This is a genomic window from Desulfobulbus sp., assembly GCF_031547805.1.
Classification (GTDB): domain Bacteria; phylum Desulfobacterota; class Desulfobulbia; order Desulfobulbales; family Desulfobulbaceae; genus Desulfobulbus.
The window spans coordinates 43239-61583 of the sequence record NZ_JAVBRQ010000035.1 but is presented as its reverse complement, the minus strand read 5'-3'; the positions used below and the strand labels follow the sequence as shown (position 1 = coordinate 61583).

Below are 18345 nucleotides of genomic sequence, written 5' to 3'. Positions count from 1 at the left end.
CTCTCGTGTGGAAAAACACTCCGACAAACGCCCGGTCCAGGCGTGTCACCGTAAGGGGCGCGACCGCAGCCAGCGGGCCGCGAGTCCGCCCAACAACGCCGCGCCCGCCAGGGTCGCTCCCAATCCCAGGTGCAGGGCCAGCCAGGAAAAACCGATCCAGGGCAGGAGCAGAACCCGGCCGGCAAAGCGCAGCGGGGCGCTGGCCGCGACCGTTTCGGCCAGAGGCGGCGACACCCGGTAGTAGAGCTCGACCAGCCACCTGCCGCACCGGTTGCCGAGCAGGAAGGTGTCGCGGAAATCCCTGAGGGTATCGACCGAAGGGTTCAGGAAGGAGCCGAACGAGGCGGTGGCGATGAAACAGGCGTCCGCGGTCCGGACGTTGACCTGATTGCCGTAGTAGACATCCCCGCCGGCGGTGAGCGCATAGGCGCGGATGTAATACAGGGTTCCGGGCAGGAGGTGGTCGATCACCGCGCGGAAGCCACCGGGCCCGCTGCCGCCGGCAACCACCTCGCCCGTGGCCAGCAGACGGCCGGCCAGGGCTTGTTGGCGGTTGTTCTGCCGGCTGTCCTGGCCCGAACCGGGCGGGGCCGGCGTCGCGGCCACGGCCTCGGGCAGGAAGAAGGCCGCCAGCGCGTCCGCTCCCCGGCGGTACAATGGCGGGTCTTCCAAGGCCAGGCCCTGGCCGGTGTACAGCGGGCCGGGGTGGATGCCGAAGACCACCCCCCGGCGGACGATATCCTGGCCGAAGGCGGCGGCGATCTCGCAGTCCACGGTGACCGAATCCCTGGTGATCGCGGCCGGGGCGGCGGTGGCGATGTGGCTGCTGCGGTGGCCCGGCCGGTCCAGGATGCGATCGATCATCTCCTCGGCCATGAAACGGGCGGCGACCATCGAACTGGCGTCGCTGCCGTCGGCGGTCCCGACCACCACCCGGTTGCCCTGACGGTCCGAGGCCAGGGCATAGCTGACCGATTCTCCCTCGCTGAAGCTGGTGGCCAGGATCTGCGGCAACAGCGCCTTGGCCCCGGCTGCGCTTTGGGCGTCGGCCGGAAAAAGCGAGGCGAGGCGGCCGTTGTCGCCCGCCGGCCCGTGGGCGGCGGAGACGGCCGCCTCGGCCGATGCCGGCGGCGGAATGTCGGCGGCCAGGGAGTCCGCGGTTTGCAGTTCCCGGATCCGGATGTCGTTGCCCCACAGCTGCAGACGCCCGAGCTGCACCTTGGTACCGCCGCCCAGCAGCATCTCCTGGACCGGCGCGGTCCCGGAGGAGAGGCCGACCTGCCCCCGGGAGACCGCCGCGTCGTGGTCCGCGGGATAGGTCAGGAGCAGAAACTGCCGGGTGCCGGCGTCGGTGGTGAAGCCGCTGGCCGCCAGGTCGTCGGCACCGACATCGACGCTGTAAAGCACATCGTCCTCCCGGCTGACCGAGGTGACCGTGACGCCATGCTCGCCAAAGGAGACATCGGCCTCGCCGTGGGCGGTGAAGCAGAACAGGGCGGCGTCGCGCCGGCCGGCCGGGCCCACCGAACCGGCGAGATAGAGCCGGCCGTCGCGATCCGCCGCGATGCCGTAGCCCTCGCTGGCCGCAAAAGAGCCCGAGGGAATCGCGACCCCATGTTCGCCGAAGGCGGGATCGACGCTGCCGTCGGAGCGCAATCCCACCAGCATGGCCGAGTCGGTCTTTTTTTCCGAATAGGAGCCGGACAGGACAAAGCTGCCGTCCGGACGTTCGAGAATGCCCTCGACCGAGGCGTCCTCGCCCACCGCGACCAGGCTGACGCCCTGTTCGCCGAATCCGTCGTCCGGCACGCCCCTGGGGGTAAAACGGGCCACCACCAGAATCCTGCCCGCGGTTCCCTCGGTCGAGCCGGCCACGGTGATCATGTCGGACGGGCTGATCGCCAGGGCGGTGATCTCCTCGTTGCCGTTACCGATCGAAGTCAGCACCACCCCTTCGTCGCCGAAGCTCCTGTCCAGCTTGCCGTCCGGACGAAAGCAGATCATGGCCAGATCCCGGTCCCGGCCGTTGTGGGCATAGCCGGCGGCAACGATCCTGCCGTCCGAGAGCAGGCCCAGGGCCAGGGCCTCGTCATCGACCGGCGACAGCGAGGCGATCGCGGTGCCGTCGCCGTTGAAGCCGGGATCGAGGGAGCCGTCGGCATGGAACCGGAGCAGGGAAAAGTTGAGGGCATGGTTCTGCGACGAGGAACCGGCAACCAGGATCTTGCCGTCCGGCTGCACCAGGACCGCGTGCCCGCTGCTCCTGCCACCGAGTTCGACCGCCACCCTACCGTTCAAACCGAAGGAAGCATCGAGCCGGGGAAAGGCCCATGCACCCTGTCCGCCCCCACCGGCGATCACAGCCCACAGGACCAAAAACACAAGAATTCGACACACCATCGCCATGCCTCGAAAAAAACGAAATCCCATTGCTATCCAACCGGAATCAATAGTGCTATCGATATCGACTTTACGGAAATTCTCAAGGGAAAATCCATCGCCGGGGGCCTTGCCCTCACTTTTTTGTCATTTTTCCGACAACCCACCTTCTTTACGACAAAAAAACTGATTCCCACTCAAACTCAGCCGATTGCTTCCTGGCCGGTATTCTGCTGCAACTTCTTGAGATTTCTCCTCACTACGTTTGTCGAAACGACCAACAGAGGACGTTCGGGACAAGGATAACACTGGCCACCTGGTCATCTCGGACGCAGCGAGAGATCTCGTTTGCTCGACCGACTTGCCGGAGCGTTATGAACACCGCCGATTGCCGGCGGACGAGCGAACACCCAGGAAAACTCTCGGCTACCGGCCGGGGAGGCCGGCAAGGCTTGAAAATCGAGATACGAGGAGGGAGTGGGAGGTTGCCCCGGAAGCGGGTTCCGGGGCAACAAAAGGAAAAAAATCGATCAGCTCTTGCCGAAGCCGCAGACCGGATACTGGCAGCGGGCGCATTGGCGGCACAGACCGCCGTGCCCCAGAGCCGCCAATTGCTCGCGGCCGATCCGCTCGCCGATCAGGATGCGCGGCAGCACCAGATCCAGCACCGTGATGGCGTGAAACATTCCGCAGGCCGGAACCCCCAGTACCGGCACCGACCCGATCTGCCCGATCAACAACATCGCCCCCGGCAAAACCGGGGTGCCGTACACCACCGATTCCGCCCCGGCCAGCGCGATCCCCAATCGGGTGACATCGTCCGGGTCCACCGACATCCCCCCGGAGGTGACGACCAACTCCGCCCCTTCCGCAAGACAGGAAGCGATCGCCTCGGCGATCAGCGCCGCGTCGTCCGGCGCAAAACGCACCGGCCCCACCGTCGAGCCCAAACCGGCCAGCTTCTCCCGTAGGACTCCCTCGAACCGGTCCTCGATCCGTCCGTGGTACACCTCGTTGCCGGTGATCACCAAACCGGCCCGGACCTTGGCCAGCGGCGCCACTCGCACCACCGGCGGACCGGACCTGGCGATGGACACCGCCTCCTCCACCACCCGTCGGGCCGCCACCAGGGGAATCAGGCGCAGGCCCGCCACCGGTTCGCCCCGCTTGACCGGCGTGTTGTCCTGGAGGGTGGCGCACATCACCTCGCCCAGCAGGTTGAAGCGGTACAGGCTTTCGCGGTCGATCTTCAGCAACCCGTCGAGCGACGCCGCAAGGTTGATCTTGCCCTCGACCACCTCCTCGGAATATTCCACCCCCGGACCGGCGAGCGCCTCGGCCATCAGCAGGGCCGCCTCGTTCTCGTGGATTTCCTCCGGCCCCAACTCCAGCACGTAGATGTGCTCCTTGCCCAAACGCCGCAGATGCTCCACGTCCTCGGCTCGGATGATGTGTCCTTTCCGGAAGGCCCGGCCCTTGAACCGGTCCTTCACGATCTCGGTGATGTCGTGCGGCAGCACCATCCCCACCGACGCCTCCACCGGCACGGTATTTTTTCGCAATTTTTCAGTCATACCCAGCTGTTTCCCTTGTCAGTCACACCCTTGATCCGGCGACCTCGCAACCGGACGTAAGGCAGTTATTATAGGCATCTTCCCGGGTTCCCGCCACGGGAATCGAGGGTGAGTTGCAAGCGCAGGCGGACCGGTGCCGGCACCTCGTCGATGGCGCGCTGCCTGCATCCGCTTGGATTGGCGGCCCATTCGTGCTACAAAAGATAGAGTGGTGCTGCTGACCGGCCGTTGTCCACGGCCACGGAGGCGCTGCAACAACGGGGCGCGGCTTTCGCCCTTGGCCGTTGGCCGCGATTGTGCGTTTTACTTGCCGGGTGCGCCGGTTCCCTCTTCGGAATCGGACCCGGCGGAAGGAGTGAGGATGAACGGTTTGACCATGCTGATGGGGTCTTTTGCGGTCTTGCTGGCCGCCTATTTCATTTATGGCCGTTTTCTGGAGCGGAAGTGGGGCACGGATGAACAGGCCCGCACCCCTGCCCACGAATTCAACGACGGCGTGGACTACGTGCCGGCACGCCGCAGCGTGGTATTCGGGCACGAATTCGCCTCCATCGCCGGCGCCGGACCGATCAACGGACCGATCATCGCCGCCATGTTCGGCTGGATGCCGGCCTTGATCTGGATTCTGGTGGGTGGCATCTTTTTCGGCGCGGTGCAGGACTTTGCCGCCCTGTACGCCTCGGTCAAGAACAAGGGCCGGACCATCGGCTACATCATCGAACTCTACATCGGCAAGACCGGCAAGCGCCTGTTTCTCCTCTTTGTCTGGCTGTTTTCCATCCTGGTGATCGCGGCCTTCGCCGACATCGTGGCCGGCACCTTCGACGGTTTCGGCAGCAATGCGGCCCAGAACGAGGCCAACGCCGCCGTGGCCAGCACCTCCATCCTGTTCATGCTCGCGGCCGTCGGCCTGGGGTTCTACCTCTTCCACCGACAACCGGGAGGCGGCACCAGCGCGCTGGTGGCAATCGTCCTGCTGACCGCCTGCATCGCCGCCGGCCTGACCTGCCCGCTCTACATGAGCAAGGGCTTCTGGCTGCACTTTGTCTTCGCCTATATCTTTGTCGCCTCGATCACCCCGGTCTGGGCCCTGCTGCAACCCAGGGACTACCTGAATTCCTTCCTGCTGGTGGCGCTGATCGCCGGGGCGTTTATCGGCATAGTCGTCAGCAATCCGACCATGCACATCGTTCCGTTCGCCGGCTTCACCGTCAACGACCAGCAGTTGTTCCCGATCCTGTTCGTCACCATCGCCTGCGGCGCGGTTTCCGGCTTCCACAGCCTGGTCGCCTCGGGCACGGCCTCCAAGCAGGTCGACAACGAACGGGACATGCTGCCCATCTCCTTCGGCGCCATGCTACTGGAAAGCCTGCTCGCGGTCATCTCCCTGGTCGCGGTGGGGGCCCTGGCGGTCGGCGGCGTTCTGCCCTCCGGCACCCCGCCGGTGGTCTTCGCCACCGCCGTGGCCGGCTTTCTGGCCGCCATCGGCATTCCCCAGCACATGACCTACACCGTCATCACCCTGGCAGTGGCCGCCTTTGCCCTGACTTCGCTGGACTCGGTGGCCCGGGTGGGGCGCCTGGCCTTCCAGGAAGTGTTCTCCGATTCCCAGGCCGACACCGTCCCGATGGGCCCGCTGCGCCGTTTCTGCGCCAATCGTTACCTCGCCACCGCCGTTACCCTGTTGATGGGTTATCTGCTGTCGCTGCGCGGCTATATGGATATCTGGCCCTTGTTCGGCTCGGCCAACCAGTTGCTGGCTGCCCTGTCCCTGATCGCCTGCGCGGTGTTCCTGAAAAAGACCAACCGGGCGGGCGCCATGCTCTACCTGCCCATGGTCAGCATGCTGGCGATCACCTTCACCGCCTTGGGGTTGACCATCGACAAACTCCTGGGCAAGATGTCGGTGGACGGCGCCTTCCAGGTCGCCTCGGACGGCATCCAGCTGCTGTTCGCCGTGCTGCTCCTGGCCCTGGGGATTCTGGTCGCGGCCGCCGGGATCGGCAAATTGCGCGGCAAGCCGGAAGGAGGCCGGACAGTGGCGGTCGACCCGGCGTAACCGGCAACGGCCCAACGCCGGGGTTGGGTTGTGGCGAATCCCGGCGAATGCGGATGAAAAAAAAACGGGAACAGGCTACAACGTCATCCAAGGCGTCGGGTGAACCCGCCCTGCGGCGCGCCCGCCCTTTTTCATCCACAATTTGGGAGAGATCGATGATCAAGAAAGAACTGCTGGAGATCCTGGCCTGCCCCCAGTGCAAGGGGCCGGTGGAGCTGGCCGCCGACGAGAACGGCATTGTCTGCCGTGCCTGCAGGCTCCTTTATGCCATCCGCGACGGCATCCCGATCATGCTGATCGACGAGGCCAAGCCGCTGCCGGCAAACCAACCGTAACAACCATCCGTAACAACTCACTCTAACGAAAAAGGCCGGCGGAACCGCATGAGGTTCCGCCGGCCTTGCCGTGCCCATCCGCCCACTTCCGAGCCGCTCAAGCCTTACGGGGCGATGCCCAGCTCGCGCTCCTTGGCCGCGATGGCCAGGCGGGTCTTGACCACCGTATCCGACACCAGGCTGATCGAATCGATCCCCTCCTCCACCAGGAAGGTGGCGAAATCCGGGAAATCCGACGGCGCCTGGCCGCAGATGCCGATCTTGCGGCCGCGCCGCTTGGCCGTGGCGATCACCATCTTGATCAGGGACTTAACCGCCTCGTTGCGCTCGTTGTAGATGTGCGCCACCAAATCGGAGTCGCGGTCCAGGCCGAGCGTCAGCTGGGTCAGGTCGTTGGAGCCGATGGAAAAGCCGTCGAACACGTCGCAGAAGGCGTCGGCGGCAATGACGTTGGACGGAATCTCGCACATCACGTAGACCTCCAGCCCATTTTCCCCCTGCACCAGCCCGTTCTCCCGCATCACCCCAATGACCTTGCGCCCCTCTTCCGGGGTGCGGCAAAAGGGCACCATCAGCTTGATGTTGGTCATCCCCATGTCGCCCCGCGCCTTCAGCAGGGCCGCGCATTCCAGATCGAAGGCCGCCCGGTAGCGCGGATCGTAGTAGCGCGACGCCCCGCGCCAGCCGATCATCGGGTTGGATTCCTCGGGTTCGTAGAGATGGCCGCCGATCAGGTTGGCGTACTCGTTGGACTTGAAGTCCGACAGGCGGACGATCACGTCCTTGGGATAGAAACCGGCGGCGATCCTGGCCACGCCTTCGGCGAGCTTGTCGATGAAGTACTGCCGCTTGTTGTCCGGATAGGCGCTAGTGCGCTCGTCGATGGCCTCGACGATATCGAAGATTTCGTCGTCGTCGGTGATCCGCTCCCGCAGCTTTTCATAGTTGATCAGGGCCAGCGGATGGATGCCGATGTGCGAGTTGATGATGAATTCCTCCCGCGCCAGGCCGACGCCCTCGTTGGGCAGCTGCCCCTCGACAAAGGCCTTTTCCGGCAGGCCGACGTTCATCATCACCCGGGTGCGGGTGGCCGGGATATTGTCGAGGTCGAGGACTTCGATCTCGAACTTGAGCAGGCCGTCGTAGATGTGGCCGGTCTCGCCCTCGGCGCAGCAGACCGTCACCTGCTGGCCGTTCTTGATGACCTTGGTGCCATCCGTGGTGCCGATGACGCAGGGGATCCCGAGTTCGCGGGAAATGATCGCCGCGTGACAGGTGCGGCCGCCCCGGTTGGTGACGATGGCGCCGGCGGTCTTCATGATCGGTTCCCAGTCGGGGTCGGTCATGTCGGTGACCAGCACCTCGCCGGCCTTGAAGTCATGAATTTGGCTGACATCGTTGAGAATCCGGGTCACGCCCTGGCCGATCTTGGCCCCCACCGCCTGGCCGCTGGCCAGCAACTTGCCCTTCTCCTTGAGCACGTAGGTCTCCATGGTCCGCTTCGTGGCCTGGGAATGGACGGTCTCCGGCCGGGCCTGGACGATGAACAGCGTGCCGGTGCCCACGGCCGCGCCGTCGCCGTCCTTGGCCCATTCGATGTCCATGGGCCGGCCGTAATGCTCCTCGATGATGCAGGCCCAACGCGCCAACTGGAGGATCTCGTCGTCGCTGAGGATGTAGGCGCCGCGCTCCTCGGCGGTGGTCGCGATGTTCTTCACCGGCTCCTCGGCGCCGGGCGCGGTGTTGTAGACCATCTTGATTTCCTTGCTGCCCACCCGCTTGCCGACGATGGGCCGCTTGCCCGCCTTGAGGGTCGGCTTGAACACGTAGTACTCGTCGGGATTGACCGCGCCCTGCACCACGTTCTCGCCCAGGCCCCAGGCGCCGGTGAGGAAGACCGCGTCCTTGAAGCCCGATTCGGTGTCGATGGAGAACATCACGCCCGAGCAGGCGGAATCGGAGCGGACCATCTTCTGCACCACGATGGAAAGATAGACGTCGAACTGGCCGAAGCCCTTGTCGTGGCGGTAGGAGATGGCGCGGTCGGTGAACAGGGAGGCGAAGCAGCGCTTGCAGGCGTCGATCAGGGCCTCCGGGCCGCGAATGTTGAGGTAGGTGTCCTGCTGGCCGGCAAAGGAGGCGTCGGGCAGGTCCTCGGCGGTGGCCGACGAACGGACCGCCACATCGACACCGGGGCCGTAGTCCGCCTCCATCTTTTGGTAGGCGCTGAGAATTTCCTGGCGCAGGTCGGCCGGAAACTCGGCGTTGCGGATAATCTCGCGGACCTTGGCGCCGCGCTCCTGCAGGTTGTACAGATCATGGGTATCCAGCCCGGCCAACGCGGCGCGGATGGCCGATTCGACCCCGGCTTCCTTGAGCAGGTACTGATAGGCATAGGCGGTAATGGCAAAACCGTTGGGCACCGCCACTCCCTTGGAAGTCAGTTTCTGGTGCATCTCGCCCAGGGAGGCGTTCTTGCCGCCCACCCGGGGGACGTCCTCGATGCCGATCTCGTCGAACCAGAGAATGAGCGCTGTTTCGTGTGCGTTGTTCATCACTACCCCCTCAAAAAAAAGAGCGTCGGCCGGCACGGGCCCGCCTGGCAACCCTGTGTTGTCGGCAACCGACGCATGATCTGCGAGGTGTTGATTGTAGAAAAAAAACGTATCCCGGTCAACCGAAACGTCCCCCCGCGTCCGGAGCGCCACGACCGGGCCGGGTACTGCCGCCAAGGCTTGCCAAGATTGGCCTAACAAGCTATACTAACGAAATATATTTATTTTTTTCTCATCAAGCAGGTGTACCGAAACGGAGCCGCCATGACCATTGCCAACGAGATCCTCGCCATCAGCGCCGACAGCATTGTCACCGGAAACCATGAGCAAAGCCGTTATTTCGAGGCGATCAAACGCCTGGTCGCGGGCCGGAACGCGGCGACGTCGACCGCGGACCGCCAGCAATGGCAGGCCGGCATCGACTGCATCTACCGGCTGATCGAGGACGAGATCCGCACCCGGACCGGCAAGCCGAGCAAGGCCGTCGCCTTCGGCACCTCGGGCTGGCGGGGCACATTGGGCAAGGATCTGTTCGCACGCTCGGTGGCGGTGGTCACCGCCGCCATCCTCGGCATGTACCGGGAGGCGGCCGGCAACCAGGCGCTGCGGCAAGCCCTGGGCGTGGCGGATTTCGCCGAGATGCGGCAACGCGGCTGCGTGGTCGGCTTTGACAACCGTTTCGGCGGCCCCCTGCTGGCCAGGGCGGCGGTGGCCGTGCTCCGGGCCAGCGGGGTGAAGATCCATTACGCCGGCGAAGCCACCACCGGCGCGCTCTCGGCCTCGGTGCTCGTCCACCGGGCCGCCTTTTCCATCAACCTCACCCCCAGCCACAATCCCCTGGAATACGGCGGTTTCAAGTACAACGCCGCCGATGCCGGCCCGGCGGCCCCGATCCTCACCGACACCATCACCCGCCTGACCGGGGAATACATGGAGTCGGGCGCTCCCGACCTCATCCCGGCACAGCTCGATCTCGACACGCCGCCGGAAACCCTGCCGGGCGTCGAGCGCGACGACGCCCTGGCCAGCTGGCAGCAACTGGTCCGCGCCAACGCAGCTCTCCACGGCATCGATTACGACCGTTTGCTGGCCGACCTGGCGCGCAACGACCAGGCGGTCGTCTGCGTCGACGCGGTCCACGGTGCCGCCCGCGGTTATCTCGGCCGCCTGCTGAACAATCCCCCGGCCGAAAGGCTGGTACTGCTCCGGGCCGATGCCGATCCCACCTTCGGCGGGATTGCGCCCGAACCCTCCTCGGCCAACATGCAACCGGTGCTGGCAACGCTGTCGGCCCGGCCCGAGCCGCTCAAGCTCGGGGCGATCATCGATCCCGACGGCGACCGCATCCGCTTCACCGACGGCATGGTCGAGATTTCGATGAACCAGTTCGGGGCGATGGCCTACCATTTCCTCCATGAGATCAAGGGCAAGCGGGGCATGGTCGCCAAAACCGTGGCCTCGAGCAACCTGGCCAATGCCCTGGCCGTCCAGCTGGGCGAGGCGGTGTTCGAACCCAAGGTCGGCTTCAAGGAATTCAAGCCGGTGATCGACAAGGCCCTGGTCTTTTTCGAGGAATCCGACGGCATTTCCGTCATCGGCCACACCCCGGAAAAGGACGCCTTCATCGGCCTGATCCTGGCGATCGACATGACCCTTTCCCTGAACAAGCCGCTGGGCCAGTATCTTGCCGAAATCGAGGACCAATTCGGCCACTACTATCCCGACCGCGACGGGGTCGCCGTTTCCCAGCAAGGGGAAACCCTGTTGCGCAGCCTGGACCAATTGCGCGCCTACGGCCCCGGCAGCGAGGTCCGGGTCGGCGAGGGGGTGCGGACCATTGTCGAGGTGATCGATATCGACGGCCGGAAGATGATTTTGGACGACGGCTCCTGGATCATGATCCGCCCTTCGGGCACCGAGCCCAAGGTCCGTTTCTACGTCGAGGCCAGAAGTCCGGAAGAAACCGCCCTGCTGGTGAAAAGTGCCAAATCGATGCTTGCCGAAATAGGACTCTTGCCCTAATGTAGCAGGGGATTCCCTCCCTGTTCCTATGAACAACAAGGGATTTGCACGCCTCAACAACCATCACTACCGAGAATTGTCATGTGGGAATATACCGATAAAGTCCAGGATCATTTCATCAACCCCAGAAATGTCGGCGAAATCGAGAATGCCGACGGTGTGGGCAACGTCGGCTCCATTGCCTGCGGCGACGCCCTGCGCCTGACCATCAGGGTCGATGAAAACCAGGTGATCACCGACGCCAAGTTCAAGACCTTCGGCTGCGCCTCGGCCATCGCCTCTTCCTCGATGCTCACCGAAATGCTCAAGGGCATGAAGCTGGAAGACGCCAAGAAGCTGACCAACGACGACATCGCCAAGGCGCTGGGCGGCCTGCCCAAGGAAAAGATGCACTGCTCGGTCATGGGCCGCGAGGCCTTGGAAGCGGCCATCGCCGATTATACCGGCGCCATCCTGCCCATGGCGCAGGGCGAGGTGGTGTGCGAATGCTTCGGGGTCACCGATCTGGAAATTATCCGGGCGATCCGCGAAAACGCGCTGACTTCGGTGGAGGACATCACCCATTTCACCAAGGCGGGCGGCGGCTGCGGCAAGTGCGAGGGCAAGCTGCGGGCCCTGCTGGCCGAGACGGTCGAGGGCGCGGCCGGCGAGCCAACCGGCGCGCCCAAGAAGAAGCGCATGACCACTTTGGAGAAAATCAAGAAGATTGAAGAGGTCATCGAGCGGGAGATCAAGCCCACCTTGAAAAAGGACGGCGGTGACATCCAGCTGGTCGACGTGGACGGCGATTTCGTCACCGTGTCGTTGCGGGGGGCCTGCGCCAACTGTTATTCTTCTCGGACGACCCTGAAGGAATATGTGGAAAGGAAATTGCGCGAACAGGTTCTGGAAAGCCTGATCGTCGAGGAGGACAAGTAATGGCTGTGCTACCCGAACAGGTCATCTACATGGACAATAACGCCACCACCCGGATCGCGCCCGAGGTGGTGGATGCCATGATGCCCTATCTGACCCAGTTCTACGGCAATCCCTCCTCCATGTACACCTTTGGCGGCCAGGTCGGCCAGGCGCTCAACAAGGCCCGCCAGGAAATCGCCGACCTGCTCGGCGCCGAGCCCGGCGAAATCGTGTTTACCAGTTGCGGCACCGAGAGCGACTCCACCGCCATTCTCTCCGCCCTCCAGACCAATCCGGGCAAGAACCACCTGGTGACCACCAAGGTCGAGCATCCGGCGGTCAAGAACCTGTGCGACAACCTGGAGAGCTTTACCGGCCGCAAACACCACGTCACCCGTCTGCCGGTCGCCGCCGACGGCACCCTGGACCTGCAGCGGTTCAAGGAAAGCCTCACCGACGATACCGCCATTGTCAGCGTGATGTGGGCCAACAATGAGACCGGGGTGCTCTTCCCGGTGGAGGAGATGGCGGAGATCGCCCGGGAGCGGGGCATCCTCTTCCATACCGACGCGGTGCAGGCGGTGGGCAAAATCCCGATCAAGCTCAAGGAAACGGCCATCGATTTCCTCTCCCTTTCCGGCCACAAGCTCCATGCCCCCAAGGGAGTGGGTGTACTCTACGTTCGCAAGGGCACGCCCTACATCCCGTTCATGAACGGCGGCCACCAGGAGCACGGCCGCCGGGGCGGCACCGAAAACGTCGCCTCGATCGTCGGCCTGGGCCGGGCCTGCGCCCTGGCGGCCGAAAAAATGGCCGAGGAAAACACCAGGGTGCGGGCGCTGCGGGACAAGCTCGAACAGGGGCTGCTGGGCACCATTCCCAAATCGCTGCTCAACGGGCATTCGAGCCAACGCCTGCCCAACACCGCCAACATCAGTTTCGAGTATGTCGAGGGCGAGGCCATTTTGCTGCACATGAACCAGCACAACATCTGCGCCTCCTCCGGTTCGGCCTGCACCTCCGGCTCCCTGGAGCCCTCCCATGTCCTCCGGGCCATGGGCGTGCCGTTCACCGCGGCGCACGGCTCGATCCGGTTCAGCCTCTCCATCTACAATACCGAACAGGAAGTCGATTTCGTCCTGGCGACCTTGCCCGGCATCATCGCCAAGTTGCGCGCCCTGTCCCCCTTCTGGGAGGGCAACTAGCGCGCCATTTCCAGGCGCCGCCGCGTTCCGGCCGGCGGCGCCTTTTTCCACCCCCATTGCCATCGAGCCGCCATGCGTATTATTGCACCAAGCTTCGCCATCCTTGATGAACTTGACCGGCAGTCCCTCCCGGTCCGGATCGAATACTGCGGCCGGATCTGCTATAAAAGCGAGGAGCGAATCGACAGCGACTCGGCCATCCCTTTTGTCAAGAAGATGGCGATCAACGGCCACAACTCCGTGTTGGAGATGGGGGTGGCCACGCTGGTCGCCACCTGCGCCACCCCGGAACCAATCCAGGCCCTTTTTTTCCGCCAGCCGAAATTCCTGCACATCGACCGGCTGCAAGACGATCGCTTACTGATCACCGGTTCCATTCGCGCCTTTCGCGAGATGCGGCTCTTCCATCCCGAGGACGCTATCTGCCGGGCCATTGTGCAATTTCTTGGCCACCGCCACCCCTACTTTTTCGAAACGCCGGCAACGCCCAAGGATGAGGCGGCGCCCACGGGCGTGCGCATCGACAAGCTGGAACTTAACGAGGTGGAACGGCTTGCCCCGCCGCTCTGCGCCCGGCATCGATTCCTGGCCGTCAAATTTATCGTCAACCGCGCGGTCACCCACGAACTGGTCCGCCATCGCCCCTGCTCGTTTCTCCAGGAAAGCCAGCGCTATTGCCGCTATTCCGCCGACAAGTTCGGCAACGAAGTCACCTTTATCAAACCAGTCTTTTTTGCGGAAGACAGCGCGGAATTCACGATGTGGCAACAGGCGATGGAGGCCATGGAAGCTCAATACCTCCGGCTGCTGCAGACCTCCTCGCCGCAAGCGGCCCGGACCGTGCTGCCCAACTCCTGCAAGACCGAAATCATCGTCTACGCCAATCTCGCCGAGTGGAAGCACATGTGTGCCCTCCGCACCCCGCCAGCGGCCGAGCCGTCGATGCGCGAGGTCATGATTCCCTTGGCCCAGGAGTTGGAGCGCCGCTACCCGACCATATTTTCCTGATCCGCAACGAAGAGGGGAAGCCAGATCCGTCCGGTCGAGCCATCTTTTAAAGATGGCCCCTCGCTTTTCCTGCCTTCCACTTCTTTTTTGAAAATATTTCTTCTTTTTGACTCATCCGTGCATGTATTGTACAATGCTGAAAAAACATCACATTCCACTTTTATTGCAGGGATAAGACGCACATATGGCTCTCAAATCAGGACAATCCGCACCCGACGCCTCCAGAGGCTCGATGAAAAGGACGGTCAAGGATCAATCCGGCGCCGGCAGGCTCAAGATCGGCGAGCTGCTGAGCAAGGCCGGCTACATCACTTTGACCCAATTTGAAGAGGCCAAGACAACCCAGAGGAAAAGCGGAGAACGGCTGGGCCGGATTCTGCTGGAAAATGGTGCCATCGAGCGGGATACCATCGCCAACTTCCTCAGCCGCATGCACAACTACACCCTGGTCTCGCTCGACCAGGAGGCGCCGAGTAAGGAAGCCCTGGAGCTCGTTCCCTACGAAACCGCCAAGCAGTTCATGTGCCTGCCCTTAAGGCTCGCCGGCAACACCCTCCAGGTGACCATGGCGGAGCCCACCGACAGCAACGAGGTCGAGCAGCTCCAGGATATTGTCCAGAAAAATCTCAATCTCTGCGTCTCGACCGCCCGGGACATCATCGACGGGTACAAAAAATTCTATCAGATCAGTGACGAGGAATATCAGAGCTTCTTCAAGTTCGAACCCGAACACGAGGATGTGTCGGTCACCCAGGTGGACGACTTCGGCGCCCTGGTGTCCGATGCGGCCGAGGATTTCGAATTCGACAGCGGCGGGATCGAGGAATCCAACTTCGAGCAGTTTTCCGCCTCGGACGCGCCCATCATCAAGCTGGTGAACGGCATCCTGGTCAAGGCGGTACAGGAAGGGGTCAGCGACATCCACATCGAACCCTTCGAGAAGACCATGCAGGTCCGCTACCGCAAGGACGGCTCGCTGTTCAAGTCGATGAACCTGCCGCTGACCATCAAAAACGCCATGGCCGCCCGCATGAAGATCCTGGCCGGCCTCAACATCACCGAACGGCGGGTGCCCCAGGACGGCCGCATCAAGATCCGCCTGGGCCGCAACCGGGCGGTCGACTTCCGCGTTTCCACCCTGCCGCTCCTCCACGGCGAAGGCATCGTTCTCCGTATTCTGGACAAGGATTCCCTCAATGTCGACCTGACCAAGCTCGGCTTCACCGTCGACACCTTTGCCGCCCTGCGGCGGTGTCTCAACCGGCCGCAGGGGCTGCTGCTGGTCACCGGGCCGACCGGTTCCGGCAAGACCGTCACCCTCTACTCGGCCCTGAACTCGCTCAACAACGAGGACATCAAGATCCTGACCGCGGAAGACCCGGTGGAATTCAACTTCAAGGGCATCAATCAGGTCAACGTCAACGCCGAGGTCGGCATGACCTTTGCCGCGGCCCTGAAGGCCTTTCTCCGCCAGGACCCGGACATCATCATGGTCGGCGAGATCCGCGACATCGAAACCGCGGAGATCGCGATGAAGGCGGCCATGACCGGCCACCTGGTGTTCTCCACCCTGCATACCAACGACGCGCCGGCCACGGTCAGCCGTATGGTGGACATCGGTATCCCGCCCTATGCCCTGGCCTCCTCGCTCACCATGGTCCTGGCCCAGCGGCTGGGACGACGGCTCTGCCAGAAATGCAAGACCCCGGCCGAATACGACCGGATGACGCTGTTGAACGCCGGGTTCAAGGAGAGCGAGCTGGATGAGCTCAAGCTGTTCAAGGCCAAGGGCTGCGCGGACTGCAACGGCCGCGGCTACAGGGGCCGGGTCGGCTTCTTCGAGCTGCTGGAAGTGACGGAGCCGGTGGCCCAGGCCATCCAGGCCGAGGTGTCCGAGGAGCAGCTGCGCAAGGTGGCGGTGCAGGAAGGCATGTTTACTCTCCGCGAGGCTGGCCTGCAGAAGGCCCGAGAAGGCGTCACCAGCCTGGAAGAGGTTTTGAAGCGGACGGTGGCCCACGAGGACAGCCTGCCCGCGTATCTGGTCAACCCCGATGTGGAAAATTACGAAGACGGCGACGTGGTGATCCAGGAAGGCAACAAGGACAAGGACTTCTTCAAGCTGATCAGGGGCAAGGTGGCGGTGCTCCGCTCGGGCAAGAAGATCGCGGAAATCAGCGAGCCGGGTGAATACTTCGGCGAGATGGCCGCCATCCTCGAAGAGCCGCGCTCGGCTTCGATCATCTCGGTGGGCCGGTGCAGCATCAAGCGCTACCCCGGCGACAAGCTGTCGGAATTGATCGAGAAGTACCCGGACGTCTCCAAACACCTGTTCAAGACCCTGGTGGAACGGCTCCAGAAGACCGACCGGATCGTGGTGCAACTCGCCAGCGCCACCAAGGTCCGGCCGCCGCAGGTGGTGCGTCAGGCATGAACAAGGTTTCCGTCTACATCATTGCCTACAACGAGGCCGACAAGATCCAGGACGCCATCCGCTCGGTGCTCTGGGCCGACGAAATCGTGGTGGCCGATTCCCACAGCCAGGACAACACCGCCGCCCTGGCCGAGGAGATGGGCGCCCGGGTGGTGCAGATTCCCTTCCAGGGGTTCGGCGACCTGCGCAACCGGGCCATGGCCGCCTGTACCCACGACTGGATTTTCTCGCTCGATTCCGACGAACGCTGCACCCCCGAGGCGCGGGACGAGATACTGGACTGCCTGCGCGCCCCCCAGGCCGATGCCTATTACGTTCCCCGCCGGAATTTCTTCATGGGCCGCTGGATCCGCTATTCCGGGTTCTATCCGGATTACCGCCAACCCCAGCTCTTCAAAAAAGGTGCTCTGGTCTTCAAGGAAGACGATCCGGTCCACGAGGAATTCACCGTGGTTTCCGGCCGACCGGTGGGGTATCTGCGCCATGCGATCTGGCAGTATCCCTTCAAAGGGCTGGGCGAGATCATGCACAAGGCCAACAAATACTCCACCCTCGGCGCCGACAAGCTGGCCCTGACCAGACGCGGCAACTGCTCGCTGTGGACCGCCCTGGCCCACGGGGCCTGGTCGTTCTGCCACATGTATTTCCTCAAGCGGGGCATGCTCGACGGCTGGCCGGGATTCATCATCGCCCTCTACAACTTCGAGGGCACCTTCTACAAGTACGCCAAATTCCACGAACTCCGCTCCCAGTGGAGTCCGCCGCCCTCGCCGCCGCTACCGCGCATCACCCCGGAGTGATGGGCGCGATCAAGGCCATGGTCCTGTCGTAGACCATGTCGACGGTGATGCCTTCCATGCACCGTTGATGGCCGCAATCCCTTTTCCGACAGCAGAGGCAGTCCAGCCCTTCCGCCCGGACCACCGCATTGTTCACGCCATACGGTCCCACCCGCTCGGGATGGGTGGGGCCGAACACGGCCACCACCGGCGTGCCCACCATGGCGGCGATGTGCATGGGGCCGGTATCGACCCCGACATAGGCCGACGCCGCCTTCATCAGGGCCACCGAGGCCATCAGGCTCAGGCGGCCGGCGGCGATGCGTGCGCCTCCATGGCCCATGGCGGCCACGATGGGTTCGATGTGGACGAGATCGTCGGGACTGCCGCCAAAGACCGTCCTGACCCCGGCCACCTCCAATCGGTCGCAAAGTGCGCTCCACCGCGCCGGAATCCAGAATTTCGATTGCCACCTCGCCGCCGGATTGAGGTAGACGAAGCGCTGCCCCGGCGCGATCCCGGATGCCTTCAGAAAGTCCGCGGCCTGCTGTTCGTCGGCCGGGCCGGTGGCCAGGTAGAAGTCCTCCTTCCGGGGCGCACAGCCAAGAAAGTGGCAAAAGAGCAGGTTTTTCTCCACCGCATGCATCGAGCGGGAGGCCTCCTTGAGCAGGTGGTGCTGAAACAGGGGGTTCAACTCCCTGGCATCGCCGAACCCGATCCGCGTGCCACCGGGATTCATCAGGGCAAAGAGACCGCTGCGGAAGGAAGCGTGAAGGTCGAGAATCAGATCGTAGGGCTCTGAGCGAAATCTGCGGCGCAGGCCGCGCAGGACAGCGGCCGTGGCCGAAAGGGCCCGGAAATAGACCGGCCACCGGACGCCCGGCTCGCTGGTCGAGGGAATGTGGATGGGATGGATGCGCTCGATCGCCGGGTCACGCTCCAAAATCGTCTCCAGACCGCGCTCGACGATCCACCCGAGGTGGCACTCGGGGAAGCATCGCTTGAGGGCATGCGCCACCGGCAGGGCATGGACAATATCGCCAAGCGAGCTCTGCTTGATGAACAGGATGTGTTTGCCGTCAAGATTGTCCATGCGGTATC

12 protein-coding genes are annotated in these 18345 nt (G+C 63.6%); 8 read left to right on the top strand and 4 right to left on the bottom strand.

Features of this window, described 5'->3' with window-relative positions; translation table 11 throughout:
- Nucleotides 1-45 precede the first annotated feature (45 nt).
- A complete protein-coding gene (locus RMR13_RS12505; RefSeq protein WP_310600959.1) occupies nt 46-2400 on the bottom strand; it encodes a delta-60 repeat domain-containing protein in 2355 nt (784 codons plus the stop codon).
- A gap of 509 nt (nt 2401-2909) precedes the next feature.
- The gene (locus RMR13_RS12500) at nt 2910-3953 is read right to left on the bottom strand and encodes a molybdopterin-binding protein (protein ID WP_310600958.1); all 1044 of its coding nucleotides are present in this window, start codon (nt 3951-3953) and stop codon (nt 2910-2912) included.
- A gap of 361 nt (nt 3954-4314) precedes the next feature.
- Here RMR13_RS12500 and RMR13_RS12495 point away from each other — a divergent pair, with 361 nt between their 5' ends.
- On the top strand, nt 4315-6012 hold the full coding sequence (locus RMR13_RS12495) for a carbon starvation protein A (RefSeq protein ID WP_310600957.1): 1698 nt from the start codon (nt 4315-4317) through the stop codon (nt 6010-6012).
- 155 nt (nt 6013-6167) lie between these two features.
- Nucleotides 6168-6347: a Trm112 family protein gene (locus RMR13_RS12490; protein WP_310600956.1), complete on the top strand. Its 180-nt coding sequence runs from the start codon at nt 6168-6170 to the stop codon at nt 6345-6347.
- 104 nt (nt 6348-6451) lie between these two features.
- Here RMR13_RS12490 and ppsA read toward each other — a convergent pair whose 3' ends face one another.
- Nucleotides 6452-8902: a phosphoenolpyruvate synthase gene (gene ppsA / locus RMR13_RS12485; protein ID WP_310600955.1), complete on the bottom strand. Its 2451-nt coding sequence runs from the start codon at nt 8900-8902 to the stop codon at nt 6452-6454.
- A gap of 264 nt (nt 8903-9166) precedes the next feature.
- Between ppsA and RMR13_RS12480 the strand changes: the two genes are divergently transcribed.
- The 6 genes from RMR13_RS12480 to RMR13_RS12455 all read left to right on the top strand — a co-directional run bounded on the left by RMR13_RS12480 (nt 9167) and on the right by RMR13_RS12455 (nt 17265).
- Nucleotides 9167-10924: a phosphoglucomutase gene (locus RMR13_RS12480; protein ID WP_310600954.1), complete on the top strand. Its 1758-nt coding sequence runs from the start codon at nt 9167-9169 to the stop codon at nt 10922-10924.
- Between the two features lie 81 nt (nt 10925-11005).
- A complete protein-coding gene (gene nifU, locus RMR13_RS12475; protein ID WP_310600953.1) occupies nt 11006-11842 on the top strand; it encodes a Fe-S cluster assembly protein NifU in 837 nt (278 codons plus the stop codon).
- On the top strand, nt 11842-13026 hold the full coding sequence (gene nifS, locus RMR13_RS12470; protein WP_310600952.1) for a cysteine desulfurase NifS: 1185 nt from the start codon (nt 11842-11844) through the stop codon (nt 13024-13026). Before nifU ends, nifS begins: the two co-directional genes overlap by 1 nt.
- Before the next feature lie 72 nt (nt 13027-13098).
- On the top strand, nt 13099-14034 hold the full coding sequence (locus RMR13_RS12465) for an FAD-dependent thymidylate synthase (RefSeq protein ID WP_310600951.1): 936 nt from the start codon (nt 13099-13101) through the stop codon (nt 14032-14034).
- A 232-nt stretch (nt 14035-14266) separates the two neighbouring features.
- Complete coding sequence (gene pilB / locus RMR13_RS12460; protein ID WP_310600950.1) at nt 14267-16465, top strand: type IV-A pilus assembly ATPase PilB; 2199 nt, start codon at nt 14267-14269, stop codon at nt 16463-16465.
- Entirely contained in the window at nt 16462-17265 is an 804-nt protein-coding gene (locus tag RMR13_RS12455; RefSeq protein WP_310600949.1) for a glycosyltransferase family 2 protein, read from the top strand. Before pilB ends, RMR13_RS12455 begins: the two co-directional genes overlap by 4 nt.
- Here the strand turns inward: RMR13_RS12455 and RMR13_RS12450 are convergent.
- The gene (locus RMR13_RS12450) at nt 17252-18337 is read right to left on the bottom strand and encodes a glycosyltransferase family 9 protein (protein WP_310600948.1); all 1086 of its coding nucleotides are present in this window, start codon (nt 18335-18337) and stop codon (nt 17252-17254) included. The genes RMR13_RS12455 and RMR13_RS12450 overlap by 14 nt on opposite strands.
- Nucleotides 18338-18345 lie beyond the last annotated feature (8 nt).